Below are 15,267 nucleotides of genomic sequence, written 5' to 3' on the forward strand. Positions count from 1 at the left end.
TCTCACCCTTTCCGTGGCTTTTCAGTTAGTTCCTCTAATGCATCGACAAAATTCGACAGATTGAGTTGTTAATAAAGATTGTCGCGATTTAACACTCTGATAAAATCGCTTCGAGTTTTATCTGGCCATGGAGTTTGGCCGCAACATTTCATCTCAGCAAACAAGGATTTCGTGATGATTGATACGGACATCGAGTTGCAGTGGCACCTGGATGCACTGCCCGCAGGCACCCTGAACCCATTGCTTAGCTTCTTCGGGCGACTGCCGGTTGATCCCTACATTCAGGGCAGCTTTCGCCAGCGCCGCTACGGCCGGGTGGAGAAGGAGGGCTCCCGCTTTCAGCCCCTCGACAACGGCGTCTTCTTTCAGGCGGCCGCCATCAACAAGTTTCTGGGGGATGTGCCCAGAACCTATGCCGAGCTGGAGCCTGCCTTCGTCGCTCACCCCTCCTTTATACAGCTGCTGAAACTGTTCGCCCGCCACACCCGGCTGGAAGACGGTCAGGCCATCGGCATTCACCAGATGCGCATCGTCACCGGCGAAGGGGAGAGCGTCCCGCCCGCGCCGGAGGGGGTGCACCAGGATGGCTTTGACTTCATCGGGGTCTTCTTCTGCGGCAGTGAAGGGGTCAGCGGCGGCGCCTTGCAGCTCTATCATGGATTAAAAGAACAACCATTTTTCCAACAACAATTAAACGTCGGTGAGTATCTGATCCTGGATGATCGCCGTTTCTATCACAATGCCGCCCCCATTCTGCCCCTGGGCCCGGACCGGGGACATTGGGACGTGATCGTGCTAACTGCTTGAAAAATGGTGCGTGAACCCCTGTTCACGCACCATTCATCCCACCTCTGGCTCACTAAACAACCGCGCAACATCTGGCAAACATGTATTGTGAAACAAAATTTCTTTTGTTCTTTTGTTACACATGATCCAGATCAAGTTTTTCTGAGTCAGCCCCGCTCTATAATCGACTCAGAAAGCGATTTAGTAAGGCATGTAAATACCCCGTTGTGGTGATTCTGTTCTTGACAGGGCATCTATAATTGCCGGGCATTGCCAAGGTCTTACTAAACAGTTTTCAAATCATCAGGAGATAAACATGGCAGTAACCAATTTGGCTGAACTGGATGCACTGGTTGCCCGCGTCAAAGAAGCGCAGCGTGAATTCGCCAGCTTCTCGCAAGAGCAGGTAGACAAGATCTTCCGTGCCGCCGCCCTGGCCGCCAACAACGCCCGTATCCCCCTGGCCCAGATGGCCGTGGAAGAGTCCGGTATGGGTATCATCGAAGACAAGGTTATCAAGAACCACTTCGCCTCCGAATACATCTACAACAAGTACAAAGAAGAGAAGACCTGCGGCATCCTCAGCGAAGATGACGAGATGGGTACCATCACCATCGCCGAGCCGGTAGGCATCATCTGCGGTATCGTACCGACCACCAACCCGACCTCCACCGCGATCTTCAAGTCCCTGATCTCTCTGAAGACCCGCAACGCCATCATCTTCTCCCCGCACCCCCGCGCCAAGAACTCCACCAATACCGCAGCCAAGCTGGTACTGGATGCAGCCATTGCCGCCGGTGCCCCGAAAGACATCATCGGCTGGATTGACCAACCCTCTGTTGAGCTCTCCAACGCCCTGATGAAGCACAACGACATCAACCTGATCCTGGCCACCGGTGGCCCGGGCATGGTGAAGGCCGCCTACTCCTCCGGCAAACCCGCCATCGGTGTAGGTGCCGGTAACGTACCGGTCGTCATCGACGAAACCGCCGATGTGAAGCGTGCCGTCGCCTCCATCCTGATGTCCAAGACCTTCGACAACGGCGTGGTCTGTGCCTCCGAGCAAGCCGCCATCGTGGTCGACTCCGTCTACGACCAGGTGAAAGAGCGTTTCGCCACTCACAATGGTTATGTGCTGTCCAAGGAAGAAGCCGACAAGGTCCGCAAGGTCATCCTGATCAACGGCGCCATGAACGCCAACATCGTGGGTCAGCCTGCGGTCAAGATCGCTGAAATGTCTGGCGTCACCGTGCCTGCCAACACCAAGATCCTGATCGGTGAAGGCGTGAAGATCTGTGAAGAGGAAGAGTTCGCTCACGAGAAGCTCTCCCCGACCCTGGGTCTGTTCCGTGCCAAGAACTTCGAAGAAGCCGTCGAGATGGCCTGCGACATGGTCAACCTGGGTGGTATCGGCCACACCTCCGGTCTCTATACCGACCAGGATCGCAACGCCGACCGCATCAAGTACTTCGGCGACAAGATGAAGACTGCCCGTATTCTGATCAACACCCCGACCACTCAGGGTGGTATCGGTGACCTGTACAACTTCGCGATGGCACCGTCTCTGACGCTGGGCTGCGGCTCCTGGGGTGGCAACTCCATCTCCGAGAACGTGGGTCCCAAGCACCTGATCAACAAGAAGACAGTCGCAAAACGGGCAGAAAACATGCTGTGGCACAAACTTCCGAAATCCATCTACTTCCGTCGTGGCTCCCTGCCGATCGCCCTGGGCGACCTGGAAGGCAAGAAGCGCGCCATGATCGTGACCGACCGCTTCCTGTTCAACAACGGCTACGCCGACGAAGTGGTTCGTCTGCTCAAGGGCCTGAAGATGGAAGTGGAAGTGTTCTACGAAGTCGAAGCCGACCCGACCCTGTCCGTGGTGCGCAAGGGTGCCGAAATGGCCAACTCCTTCAAGCCGGACGTGATCGTCGCCCTGGGCGGTGGTTCACCGATGGATGCGGCCAAGATCATGTGGGTGATGTACGAGCACCCGAACACTGCGTTCGAAGATCTGGCCATGCGCTTCATGGACATCCGCAAGCGTATCTACAAGTTCCCGAAAATGGGCGTGAAGGCCGAACTGGTCTGCATCACCACCACGTCCGGTACCGGTTCTGAAGTGACCCCGTTTGCGGTCGTGACCGACGACGCCACCGGCGTGAAATACCCGCTGGCCGACTACGAGCTGACCCCGAACATGGCCATCGTCGACGCCAACCTGGTGATGGGCATGCCCAAGTCCCTGTGCGCCTTCGGTGGTATCGACGCCGTGACCCACGCCATGGAAGCCTATGTTTCCGTGCTGGCCAACGAGTACTCCGACGGTCAGGCACTGCAAGCCCTGAAACTGCTGAAGGACTACCTACCCTCCAGCTACCTGAACGGTGCCAACGACCCGATCGCTCGTGAGAAGGTACACAACGCGGCCACCATCGCCGGTATCGCGTTCGCCAACGCCTTCCTGGGTGTGTGCCACTCCATGGCTCACAAGCTGGGTGCCGAGTTCCACATCCCGCACGGCCTGGCCAACGCCCTGCTGATCAGCAACGTCATCCGCTACAACGCGAACGACAACCCGACCAAGCAGACCGCGTTCTCCCAGTACGACCGTCCGCAGGCTCGTCGTCGCTACGCCGAAGTGGCCGACCACCTGGGTCTGACCGCCGCCGGTGACCGTACCGCCGCCAAGATCGAGAAGCTGCTGGTATGGCTGGACGAGCTGAAGGCAACCCTGGGTATCCCGGCCTCCATCCGTGAAGCCGGCGTCGCCGAGGCCGACTTCCTGGCCAAGGTTGACCAGCTGGCCGTGGAAGCCTTCGATGACCAGTGCACCGGCGCCAACCCGCGCTACCCGCTGATCAGCGAGCTGAAAGCCATCCTGCTGGACACCTACTACGGCCGTCCGTTCACCGAGGAGGCCCAGGTTGCCGCCAAGGTTGATGCCAAAGTAGAAGGCAAGAAGAAGTCCAAAGCCTGATAAGCTGAGTCGACTCGAGAGCCCGCGCACATGCGCGGGCTTTTTTGTTTGTCTATCTGCTTAATTTTGCTAGCTTGTTCATAGGCATTCATGAAATGCGAGCGAGCGTATGGCGCTGATACAGGCATCCATAGAACAGTTGCGGGTCGGTCACTATATCCATCTTCCCACGGGATGGACCAATCACCCTTTTATGTTCAATGCCTTCAAGATCAAGGATCAACAGCAACTCGACATCATCCGCCACCTTGACCTCAATCTGCTGATGGTCGACCCCGACAAGAGCGACCTCCCTCTCGAGCCCCTGTTGCGTGGCGATATTCCGAGCCCAGGCCCCGATCTCTCCGTTGTCGAAGAGCCGGAGGATAGCGGCCCTCCCCCGTTTGACGAGAAGGCATTTCGCCGCTCCCTGCGCGCCGCCGACAAGGCCTTCGGCCAGTCCATGTCCGAGCTGCGCGATGCCCTGGGCGCCCTCAACCTCAAGCCGGACGAAGGGCTTGCCAACACGGCGCAGATAGTGCGCAACGCCGCCGCCCGCATCAGCGCCCACGAGGGCCCCCTCGGGCTGCACCTCATTCGCAGCCCCCATACCGACATCCTGCTGCAGCACAGCCTGAACGTGGCCTTCATCGCCATGTTGATGGCACGGGAGCTGGGCATGACTCCCATCGAGATCGAGGAGACCGGCCTGGCCGGGCTGGTGCACGACATTGGCGAGCTGAAGATCCCGACCCAGATCACCCAGAAGCGGGGGGAACTAAACAAGTCGGAGCAGAACTTCCTCAAGATGCACCCCCAGTACGGACTGGAGATGCTGACCCAGTTGCAGGCCTTCGAGCCCAAGATCCGTCAGGTGGCCCACCTGCATCATGAGCGGCTCGACGGCAGCGGCTTTCCCCTAGGCATCAAGGGGGGCGAGATCCCGCCGCTGGCACGGATCATCGGGTTGGTGGATTACTATGACGAGCTGCTGCACCCGCGCAACAGCGCGACACCGGCGGCGCCGAGCCAGGCCATCAGCCAGCTCTACAAGCTGTCGCAAAAGAAATTCGACCAGGATCTGGTCAAGCTGCTGATCAAGGTACTGGGGGTCTATCCGCCGGGCTCGCTGGTGCAGCTCTCCGACGACTCGGTGGCCCTGGTGCTCTCCACCGAACCCACCATGCCCCTCAAGCCCAAGGTGTTGCCCTACATCAAGGCACAACGACCGGAAGGGGTGGCCATGGTCGACCTGCGGGAAGATGAGCGCACCATCAAATCCTTTCTCAAGCAGGAAGATCTGGACGAAGGGCAGCGGCTATTTTTCAACCTGACCCGACGCTTCTGTTACTATTTTGCATTCTGAGTTATCCCCAGAAGCTGGGGATAACTCATTGGACAAACCTGAATAATTGCCCGATTACCCTCAAAATGGTTTGCCACGTCCCCTGGATAAAAAACGCCCGACCTGCTGGTCGGGCGGAGCATGCCACCTCCGTGTGGCGTATCCAACGGATACATTCATGCTCAATTCAGCAATATCAATCCTTGGGCAATTACACAAATATCAATTTAACATGCTGATTTTATATGGTTTTATTCCGCGTTTCTGGCACACTTCGCCGGCGTTCTGGCCAGAATGGCCCACAGAACAAGATCCTGATCACATTTATTCAAGACTGCCGCTTTTTTCGGCACGGACTCTGAGGAACGTTTTTTATGCAGTTGGTCCTCTCCCTGCTTCAACAGATGAGCGTCAGTCTGGTCATCGCCTACCTCTTTTCCAAGAGTCCGCTGCTGCGCCCACTGACCAACTATTCGGTCAGGCTGCCCCACAAGGTGCTGATTTACCTCATCTTCTCCTGCTTCTGCATTCTGGGTACCTATGTGGGACTGGATATCGACGATGCCATCGCCAATACCCGCGCCGTGGGCGCCGTGCTGGGGGGACTGCTGGGAGGCCCGCTGGTGGGATTTCTGGTGGGACTGACCGGCGGGATACACCGTTATACCCTGGGGGGATTCACCGATCTCGCCTGCGCCATCTCCACCACCTGCGAAGGCTTGCTGGGCGGACTGGTGCACTGGCGACTGATGCGGGCAGGCAAGATGGATGCGCTGTTCGAGCCGCGCATCGCCTTCTTCACCACCCTCTACGCCGAGATCATGCAGATGGTGATCATCCTGCTGGTAGCCAGCCCGTTCGACAAGTCCCTGTTGCTGGTGCGCACCATCGCCACCCCCATGATCCTCGCCAACTCCTGCGGTGCGGCCCTCTTCATCAGCATGATCCGCGATCAGCAGCGAATGTACGAGAAGTTCTCCCGGGTCTTCTCCGCCAAAGCGCTCACCATCGCCAACCGCACCGTGGGGATCATGAGCCAGGGGTTTACCCCCGAGGCCAGCACCCGCATCGCCCAGATAGTGCAGGAGGAGACCGGGGTCGGAGCGGTCGCCATCACGGATACCGACAAGATTCTCGCCTTCATCGGCATCGGCGAGGATCACCACAAGCCGGGTACCCCCATCACCTCCGCCATCACCATGCAGGCCATCGCCCAGAACAAGGTGCTGTTTGCCGACGGCAACAGCCAGCCCTACCGCTGCAGCATCTCGCCCCAGTGCCAGCTCGGCTCTGTGCTGGTGATCCCGCTGCACGGTGACGAGGGGGTGATCGGCACCATCAAGCTCTATGAACCCAAGAAGCGGCTGTTTCTCAAGATCAACCACACCCTGGGGGAAGGGATCGCCAACCTGCTCTCCCAGCAGCTGCTGACCGGCCGGCTGGAGCAGCAGCAGCGGCTGCTGGTGCAGTCCGAGCTCAAGCTGGTGCAGGCCCAGATCAACCCCCACTTTCTGTTCAACACCCTCAACACCATCAGTGCCATCACCCGGCGCGAGCCCGAGCGGGCGCGCCAGCTGCTGCTCCACCTCTCCCTGTTCTTTCGCAAGAACCTCAAGCGCCAGAGCGGGCTGGCCACCCTGCAGGAGGAGCAGGAGCACTGCCAATCCTATCTGGAGATCGAGCTGGCCCGCTTTGGCGACCGGCTGACGGTGCAAAACGACATCCCGCCCGACCTCGCCGGCCTCAAGCTGCCGAGCTTCACCCTGCAGCCACTGATTGAAAATGCCATCAAGCACGGCATCTCCACCCTGCTGGAGCAGGGGCGCATTCGCCTCTACACCGAGCAGACGACGGATCGGGTTACCATTCACGTCGAGGACAATGCCGGCACCTGGCAGGAGAAACCGGCCGGTGACGGGCTCGGCATGACCCTGGTGGATCGGCGCCTCAAGAGCGCTTTTGGCAACCGCTATGGCTTGAGCGTCAGCTGCGAGCCCGACTGCTGGACCCGGGTCTCCGTCACCCTGCCCAGGGAGGCGTCATGATCCGGCCGTCACACCAAGCCAGTTTTGCCCCCCAGTCACGCAGGAGAACACCATGATCCGCACCCTCATCGTCGATGACGAGCCGTATGCCCGCGAGGAGTTGATGCAGCAGCTGGCCGCCGAGCCCGATATCGAGCTGCTGGGGACGGCCGCCAACGCCATCGAGGCGCTGCCGCTCATTCAGCGGCTCAGACCCGACGTGGTGTTTCTCGACATCCAGATGCCCAAGCTGAGCGGCATGGAGCTGGTGGCCATGCTCGATCCCCTGCCCCGCATCGTCTTCGTCACCGCGTTTGACGACTACGCCATCCAGGCGTTCGAGGAGAACGCCTTCGACTACCTGCTCAAGCCGGTGGAGCCGGCCCGCCTCGCCAAGACGCTGGCGCGGTTGAGACAGGATCTCAGCCCGCAGCCCATGACAGCGATCGCCCCCGCCATTCGCCACATTCCGGGCTACCTGCACAACCGGGTGCGGCTGCTGCCCATCGAACAGGTGGAGTACGCTTTCTCCGATCTCGGCGGCGTGCACGTCGCCAGCCAGGGCGAGCTGTTTCACACCCAGCTCACCCTCAAGTCCCTGGAAGAGAAGACCCCGCTGCTGCGCTGCCACCGCCAGTACCTGGTGGCCCCGACCGCCATCTTCGAAATCCGGCTGCTGGAGAATCAGCTGGCGGAGATAGTGACCCCGAGCGGTGCCCAGGTGCCGGTCAGCCGCCGCTACCTGAAGGAGTTGAAGGAGCAGCTCGGACTGGAGTGAGCCGCGCGGTGTGAGCCGGATCACGAGCGCCAACCGCTCGGGTCGCCATACGGCCGCTCGCCCCTTTTTACCTGCCGTTAACAGTGCAAGCCCCTACACTGGCCGCGCACACCAAAAAATAACAAAGCAGGAGCGTAGCAATGATCTGGTTCTTCCTCTGTGTCGGCTTGCTGATAGCCGGCTACTTCGTATACGGCAAATTCATCGAGCGGATATTCGGGCCAAAACCCGAGCTGAAAACCCCCGCCATCACCATGGCGGACGGGGTGGACTATGTCCCCATGTCGGACAAGAAGGTCTACCTGGTGCAGCTGCTCAACATCGCAGGCGTCGGCCCCATCTTCGGCCCCATCCTGGGTGCCCTCTACGGCCCGGTCGCCATGCTGTGGATCGTGTTTGGCTGCATCTTCGCCGGCGCGGTTCACGACTACTTCTCCGGCATGCTGTCGGTACGCGCCAAGGGCGCCTCTGTACCGACCGTGGTCGGTGAGCACCTGGGCACCGCCGCCAAGCACTTCATGAACCTGTTCGCCGTGGTGCTGTTGATGCTGGTGGGCGTGGTGTTCGTGCTGAGCCCGGCGGGCCTCTTGGCCAACCTCACCTCCACCGACCTGGTCTACTGGATTGTGGCCATCTTCGCCTACTACATCCTGGCGACCATAGTCCCCATCGACAAGATCATCGGCCGCTTCTACCCCATCTTCGGCGCCCTGCTGGTGTTCATGTCGGTCGGCCTCATCATCGGCCTCATCGTCTCCGGCAAAGGCTTCTACAACACCGGGATGGACTTCTCCAACCTGCACCCGACCGAGCTGCCGCTCTGGCCGCTGCTGTTCATCACCATCGCCTGCGGCGCCGTGTCCGGCTTTCACGCCACCCAGTCCCCGCTGATGGCGCGCTGCATGCAAAACGAGAAATCCGGCCGCTTCATCTTCTACGGGGCCATGATCGGTGAAGGCATCATCGCCCTCATCTGGTGCACCCTGGGGCTCTCCTTCTACGACAGCACAGAAGCGCTCAACGCCACCCTGGCCAGCGGCGGCCCCTCTGCCGTGGTGCACGAGGTCTCCACCAGCCTGCTCGGCACCGTTGGCGGCATCCTGGCTATCCTCGGCGTGGTGATCCTGCCCATCACCTCCGGTGACACTGCGTTTCGCAGCGCCCGCCTCATCGTGGCGGACTTCCTGAACCTGACCCAGAAGCCGATGGCCAAGCGACTGCTCATCGCCATCCCCATGTTCATCCTCGGTTTCATCATTTCCAAGGCCGAGTTCGGGGTTATCTGGCGCTACTTCGGCTGGGCCAACCAGACCACCGCCGTGATGATGCTGTGGGCTGCCGCCGCCTACCTCGCCAAAGAGGGCAAGCTGCACTGGGTCTGCACCCTGCCGGCCATGTTCATGACCGCCGTGGTGTTCACCTATCTGGCCAACGCCCCCATCGGGTTCGGACTGGAGATGGGCGTCTCCACCCTCATCGGTCTGGCCAGCACCCTGGTGGTGACCGTCGCCTTCCTGATGAAGTTCAGACCCGCCCTGATCGGCAAGGCCAGCGAAAGCTGATCCACGCCAAACATGTCAGAAAAGGAGCCATAAAGGCTCCTTTTTTTGCTGCTAATTTCCCCTCACTGATGCCATACTCCCTGCGTAAGTCCTTGTCATGGATACGACTTTATGGACTCGCCCCAATAATACCGTCATCTATCTTGACGATTTCGAAGCCACTTAAGCTTCAGTACAACAAGATTGCTTAAGATTTCGGGCCCAACAGGATGGAAACCCGGTTGCTGGTTGTGTTGCAGAACCCGGGATCCAATGACAATGCTGTGCGTCACGCCGGTGGAGGCATAAATGACACTCGATTATTTTGCTCTTGGTCTGCTTTTTTTTGTGGGTTTGGTCATCTTTTACGGGGTCATCGTCATTCACGACATTCCCTATGAAATAGCCAAGCATCGTCAGCATCCCCATCAGGATGCCATTCACGTGGCCGGCTGGGTCAGCCTGTTTACCCTGCACGTGCTGTGGCCCTTCCTATGGATCTGGGCGACCCTCTACCGGGAGGATCGGGGCTGGGGCTTTACCCAGCGTATCGAGCGCGACGAGAAGCATCTCGCCGAGCTCAAGGATGAGGTCGCCGCCCTGCGCAGCCGCCTCGATCAGCTGACCCAAGAGAAGGAGTGATCATGGATCTCTTGCTGGTACTCACCTACACCGCCATCTGTGTAGCTGTCTTCAAAATCTTCCGCATCCCGCTCAACAAGTGGACCGTGCCCACCGCCGTGCTGGGCGGCGTGCTGCTCATCGGCACCCTCATCATGCTGATGAACTACAACCACCCCTACTCCGAGATGGCTCGCAACTACTACGTCTCCACCCCCATCGTTCCCTTGGTCAAGGGCCGGGTCAGCGAGGTCGCGGTCAAGCCGGACCAGAAGGTGAAGAAGGGTGACGTGCTGTTTCGTATCGACGACGAGCCGTTCCGCCAGCGCGCCGCGAGCCTGGAGGCCAGGGTCAGCTCCAACGAGGAGCACCTCAAATCCATCGAGGCGCGCATGCGCTCGGCCAAGCTCGACCGGGATCGCGCCGCCGAGCTGATGCGCCGCGGCATCGGCAAGCAGCGCGATCTGGACGTGACCCAGGCCAATGTCGACGATCTGGTCGCCCAGCTCGATCAGCAGCAAGCCACCCTGGACGATGTACGGGCCCAACTGCGCGAAGCCAAGTATCAGCTCGACCAGACCGTGGTCTATGCCCCGAGCGACGGCCATGTGGTACAGCTGGCCCTGCGCCCGGGCATGATCGCCACTCCCTTCATGTATCGCCCTGTGATGACCTTCATCCACGAGGACGACAACGCCTACGTCGGCTGGTTCTGGCAAAACAGCATGCAGCGCCTGGCGGTGGGGGACGAGGCCGAAGTAGTCATCGACGGCATCCCCGGCAAGATCTTCAAGGGTGAAGTAGAAGCGGTGATCCCCGCCATCGCCTCCGGTAACGTGCAGGCCAATGCCGCGCTGATCGACCAGAGCTCGGCGGTGATCCCCGGCCGCCTGCCGGTGCGCATCAAGATCACCGACCCACGCTGGCAGGAGTATCAGGTGATAGCCGGCTCCAGCGGTCAGGCTGCCATCTACACCAAGCATTTCCATCACGTGGCCATCATGCGCAAGGTACTGCTGCGCATGGCCAGCTGGATGAACTACATCTTCCCCTTCCACTAAGCCGCAACGACGCAGCCAGCGGGCCGGCACCATGCCGGCCCGCTGTTTTTTGGCGCCAAGTTCCCTATAATGGCGCCACCCTGCTCCGCCCCTCGTCGATGTACCCAGCCTGCATGTTCGTTCTCAGACCCTACCAGACCGACGCCGTCAACGCCGTCATCAGCCACTTTCGCAAGCACCCAGATCCCGCCGTGGTGGTGCTGCCCACCGGGGCCGGCAAGAGTCTGGTGATCGCCGAGCTGGCCCGCAAGGCGCGTGGCCGGGTGCTGGTGCTGGCCCACGTCAAGGAGCTGGTGGAGCAGAACCACGCCAAGTACGAGGCTTGGGGCCTCCAGGCCGACATTTTCGCCGCCGGGCTCAATCGCAAGGAGGCCAGCGCCCAGGTGGTGTTCGGCTCGGTGCAGTCGGTGGCGCGCAATCTGGACGCCTTCGACGGCGCTTTTTCGCTGCTCATCATCGACGAGTGCCACCGGGTCTCGCTCGATGATGACAGCCAGTACCATCAGGTGTTAGGCCACCTCAAGGCCGCCAATCAGGCCCTCAAGATCCTCGGCCTCACCGCCACCCCCTATCGACTCGGTCTGGGCTGGATCTACCGGCGCCACTACCACGGCATGGTCAAGAGCCACGGCGAGCGGCTGTTCGGCGACTGCGTGTTCGAGCTGCCGCTGCGCTTCATGGTCAAAAATGGCTATCTGACGCCGCCGCGCATGGTGGATGCCCCCATCGTCCACTACGACTTCAGCCGGCTGGTACCGCGGGAGAATGGCCTCTTCAGCGAGGCGGATCTCAACGGCGAGCTCAAGCGTCAGGAGCGGGTCACCCCCCATATCCTGAGCCAGGTACTGGAGTATGCCCGCGAGCGGCAGGGGGTGATGATCTTCGCCGCCACCGTCGAGCATGCCCGGGAAATTCACGGCCTGCTGGGTGCCAGAGGGGAGCAGGCGGCCCTCATCACAGGTGACACCCCGGGGCCGGAGCGCGATGCCCTCATCAGCGCCTTCAAGGCGCGCGAGCTCAAATTCCTGGTCAACGTGGCGGTGCTCACCACCGGCTTCGACGCCCCCCACGTCGACCTCATCGTGATGCTGCGCCCCACCGAGTCGGTCTCGCTCTACCAGCAGATCGTGGGCAGGGGCCTGCGCCTGTCGCCCGGCAAGACTGATTGTCTGGTGCTCGACTACGCCGGCAACAACTTCAACCTGTTCGCTCCCGAAGTGGGGGAGCCCAGACCCCATGCCGGCACCGAGCCGGTGCAGGTGCCCTGCCCCGCCTGCGGCTTTGCCAACACCTTCTGGGGCAAGACCGACGAGGATGGCAAGGTGATCGAGCACTACGGCCGCCGCTGTCAGGGGCTGTTTGAAGATGACGAGGGCAACCGCGAGGAGTGCGACTACCGCTTTCGCGCCAAGATCTGCCCCGCCTGCGGCAGTGAAAACGACATCGCCGCCCGCCGCTGCCAGAGCTGCGATCAACTGCTGGTGGACCCTGACGACAAGCTCAAGGAGGCACTCAATCTCAAGGACTGCATGGTGATCCGCTGCGCAGGGCTGACCTTGACGGCCGGGCGCGGCAAACAGGGGGAGCGGCTGGAGGTTGTCTATCACGACGAGGATGGTCTCACCCTCAATGAGTACTTCGGATTTCACTCGGCAGGCGCACGGCGCTTGTTTCAACAGCACTTTGTGCGTCATCATTGGCCCGCCCCGGGGCTGGAGCCCGAATTTGCCACCCTGGCGAGCGTGCTGGCGGTGGAACATCAGTTTCGCCACCCCGATTTTGTCATCGCCCGCAAGTCAGGGCACTTCTGGCAGATAAAAGAGAAGATTTTTGATTATGAGGGTCGCTATCGCACCGCCAATTCACTGGCGTGATGGCGACCGGCATAAGGCGTATGAATTGCTTTGCCACGGCCGTTCCGGTATCGGCGGGTACAACAAGGTTTGAGTTATCAGGGCCGGCCCACTGCCGGGCCCCTTCGTCACGTTAGAGGATGTTATGCAGCGGCTGTTGATTGGTTTTTGTGCTCTCTTTTCCCTGGCGGCCCAGGCCGCCCCGCTGACGCCCCCCCAGGGGGGCCAGTACGCCATCGTGGTGCAGGGCAACAACGGCATCGAGTTTGCCCGCCATGCGGATCAGATGATCGCCCCCGCCTCCACCATGAAGGTGCTCACCGCGCTGGCGGCCCGTCTCGAGCTCGGCGCCGACTTCCGCTTCGCCACCGACATCCAGGCCCAGCCTGGCGCCAAGCAGGGCAATGTCATCAACGGTGATATCTGGATCAACTTCGTCGGCGACCCCACCCTGTCACGGATGGATCTGCTGGCCTTGTTCAAGCAGCTCGGGGTCAACCAGATCAAGGGCAACGTCTACGTCAACACCGGCGCCTACAACGGCTACGAGCGCGGCAACGGCTGGTCCTGGGGGGATCAGACCCTCTGCTTCGCCGCGCCCGTCTCCTCGGTCATCATCGACAAGAACTGCGCCTACGCCACCATCACCGCCACCCAGATCGGCAAGCCGGCGGTGGGCAACGTGGCCACCGGGGTCCCCATCGGGGTCGGTGCCGACAACGTCGAAGTGATGAGCTACGCCGACATGGCACGCCAGTTCTGCGCACTGGAAGTGGACATGGCCAAGGGCAACTTCTACGAGCTCAAGGGCTGCATCACCCCGAACAAGGATCCGCAGGGGCTGCGTTTCGCCATCCATGACGTGGAAGCCTGGGGCTGGGACAACATCCGCTGGGCCATGGACCGGGCCGGCATCAAGCATGACGGCCTGCTGCGTGTTACCCACAAGTCGCCGGACAATGCCGAGACCCTGGGTACCCACTACTCGGTCTCCCTGCCGGTGATGCTGGCCAAGATGTTGAAGAAATCGGACAACCTCTACGCCGATACCTTCCTCAAGACCGTCGGTCGTCACTACTACAACAAGCCGGGCAGCTATCGCAGCGGCACCATGGCGGTGCGCGCCATCCTGACCAAGAACGGCATCGATCTGGGCAACGCCACCCTGGCCGACGGCTCGGGTCTCTCCGCCCACAACCTCATCAGTGCCCGCCAGATGCTGTCGGTGCTGAACTTCATCCAGAAAAATGATGCGGAGCTCGGCCTCATCAAGCTGCTGCCAAGCTCCCAGGTGGACGGCACCCTGGCCTGGCGGCGCAGCGTTACCGCCCCCATGATGAAGAACAAGGTGCATGCCAAGACCGGCACCATCACCGGCACTTCCAACCTGGTGGGCTTCATCGACACCGCCGGCGGCCAGCGCAAGGCGTTCGTGATGTTCCAGCGCGGCCTGTCGCAGGATCCGGCCACCCACGAGCGCTACCGCGCCAGCAAGGCCCCCTGGCCCTGGACCGTGTTCGAGAAAGGGGTGCTGGAGAGCATCTACCAGCAGCAGCCGATCCAGATCGCCGATGAGGGGTGATCCGCTGCGAGGTGAGTGACGATGACGGCCGGCGCAGTGCGCCTTATCGAAGATGGCGAACGGCCGTATCGACAATTTCCACTTTGACTAGCCACGAGGCGGGGCTATCCTGTGCCCAGCCTCAAATGAATGGAGAGAGAACATGTTTGCAGTGATTTTTGGTCGTCCCGGTTGCCCCTATTGTGTCCGTGCCAAGCAGATTGCCGAGCAACTGGTCGAACAGCGTGACGATTTCAAATTCCGCTACGTGGACATCCACGCCGAGGGCATCACCAAGGAAGATCTGGCCAAGAGCGCCGGCAAGCCGGTCAATACCGTGCCGCAAATCTTCCTGGACGAACAGCACATCGGTGGCTGCACCGATTTCGAAGCCTATGCCAAAGAGAACCTGGGTCTCTACCAGTAAGTTCACGTTGTAAAAAAGGCGCCATCAGGCGCCTTTTTTCATGGTCGTTCCCCGGCGTCACTCCGCCACCGGGCTGAAGCGGCTCACCACCTGACCCTGATGCTCGATCCACTCCATGAACATGACCACGGGACGGGCATAGACGGCGCCATCCTGCTCCGATTGATAGACCACCAGCTGCTCCCCGGTCTCGGTGTGCAGGGCCAGGGTCAGCACCTGATAATAACCACCCTTGAAGTGACGATAACGACCGGCGGCGGGGGCTTGCATGATGACTTCTCCATGGTGTAGGTACGGGGCCCGGGCAGGCC

General features: G+C 60.6%; 12 protein-coding genes. 11 read left to right on the forward strand and 1 reads right to left on the reverse strand.

From position 1 onward, the window contains the following. Positions 1 to 174: 174 nt before the first annotated feature. From I6L38_RS10255 to I6L38_RS10305, 11 genes are all read left to right on the forward strand, one after another. Positions 175 to 807: a 2OG-Fe dioxygenase family protein gene (locus tag I6L38_RS10255; protein ID WP_043169558.1), complete on the forward strand. Its 633-nt coding sequence runs from the start codon at positions 175 to 177 to the stop codon at positions 805 to 807. Between the two features lie 295 nt (positions 808 to 1,102). Beyond that, positions 1,103 to 3,766 (forward strand): bifunctional acetaldehyde-CoA/alcohol dehydrogenase, encoded by a 2,664-nt coding sequence (adhE, locus tag I6L38_RS10260; protein ID WP_005302211.1) that lies wholly within the window; start codon positions 1,103 to 1,105, stop codon positions 3,764 to 3,766. A gap of 109 nt (positions 3,767 to 3,875) precedes the next feature. Continuing rightward, positions 3,876 to 5,111: an HD-GYP domain-containing protein gene (locus I6L38_RS10265; protein ID WP_042050674.1), complete on the forward strand. Its 1,236-nt coding sequence runs from the start codon at positions 3,876 to 3,878 to the stop codon at positions 5,109 to 5,111. A gap of 353 nt (positions 5,112 to 5,464) precedes the next feature. Continuing rightward, positions 5,465 to 7,135: a sensor histidine kinase gene (locus I6L38_RS10270; RefSeq protein ID WP_017782973.1), complete on the forward strand. Its 1,671-nt coding sequence runs from the start codon at positions 5,465 to 5,467 to the stop codon at positions 7,133 to 7,135. 52 nt (positions 7,136 to 7,187) lie between these two features. Then, the gene (gene btsR, locus I6L38_RS10275; protein WP_010633645.1) at positions 7,188 to 7,892 is read left to right on the forward strand and encodes a two-component system response regulator BtsR; all 705 of its coding nucleotides are present in this window, start codon (positions 7,188 to 7,190) and stop codon (positions 7,890 to 7,892) included. Between the two features lie 140 nt (positions 7,893 to 8,032). After that, on the forward strand, positions 8,033 to 9,454 hold the full coding sequence (locus I6L38_RS10280) for a carbon starvation protein A (protein ID WP_010633644.1): 1,422 nt from the start codon (positions 8,033 to 8,035) through the stop codon (positions 9,452 to 9,454). Between the two features lie 288 nt (positions 9,455 to 9,742). Continuing rightward, on the forward strand, positions 9,743 to 10,075 hold the full coding sequence (locus tag I6L38_RS10285) for a DUF3302 domain-containing protein (RefSeq protein ID WP_005302225.1): 333 nt from the start codon (positions 9,743 to 9,745) through the stop codon (positions 10,073 to 10,075). Positions 10,076 to 10,077: 2 nt separating this feature from the next. Beyond that, on the forward strand, positions 10,078 to 11,115 hold the full coding sequence (locus I6L38_RS10290) for an HlyD family secretion protein (protein WP_005302227.1): 1,038 nt from the start codon (positions 10,078 to 10,080) through the stop codon (positions 11,113 to 11,115). Between the two features lie 113 nt (positions 11,116 to 11,228). Further along, the gene (locus I6L38_RS10295) at positions 11,229 to 12,989 is read left to right on the forward strand and encodes a DEAD/DEAH box helicase (protein WP_201881228.1); all 1,761 of its coding nucleotides are present in this window, start codon (positions 11,229 to 11,231) and stop codon (positions 12,987 to 12,989) included. Between the two features lie 124 nt (positions 12,990 to 13,113). After that, positions 13,114 to 14,550, forward strand: coding sequence for a D-alanyl-D-alanine carboxypeptidase/D-alanyl-D-alanine-endopeptidase (gene dacB / locus I6L38_RS10300; RefSeq protein ID WP_201881226.1), 1,437 nt, complete (start codon positions 13,114 to 13,116; stop codon positions 14,548 to 14,550). Between the two features lie 142 nt (positions 14,551 to 14,692). Next, positions 14,693 to 14,956 carry a GrxA family glutaredoxin gene (locus I6L38_RS10305; protein ID WP_010633640.1) on the forward strand — a complete coding sequence of 88 codons (264 nt, stop codon included), beginning with the start codon at positions 14,693 to 14,695 and terminating at the stop codon, positions 14,954 to 14,956. A gap of 57 nt (positions 14,957 to 15,013) precedes the next feature. On the opposite strand, the gene I6L38_RS10310 is transcribed toward I6L38_RS10305, so the two are convergent. Beyond that, the gene (locus I6L38_RS10310) at positions 15,014 to 15,226 is read right to left on the reverse strand and encodes a DUF1653 domain-containing protein (protein ID WP_010633639.1); all 213 of its coding nucleotides are present in this window, start codon (positions 15,224 to 15,226) and stop codon (positions 15,014 to 15,016) included. Positions 15,227 to 15,267 lie beyond the last annotated feature (41 nt).

The sequence above is a fragment of the Aeromonas sp. FDAARGOS 1408 genome (assembly GCF_019048665.1).
In the GTDB taxonomy this organism is placed as follows: Bacteria; Pseudomonadota; Gammaproteobacteria; order Enterobacterales; family Aeromonadaceae; genus Aeromonas; species Aeromonas dhakensis.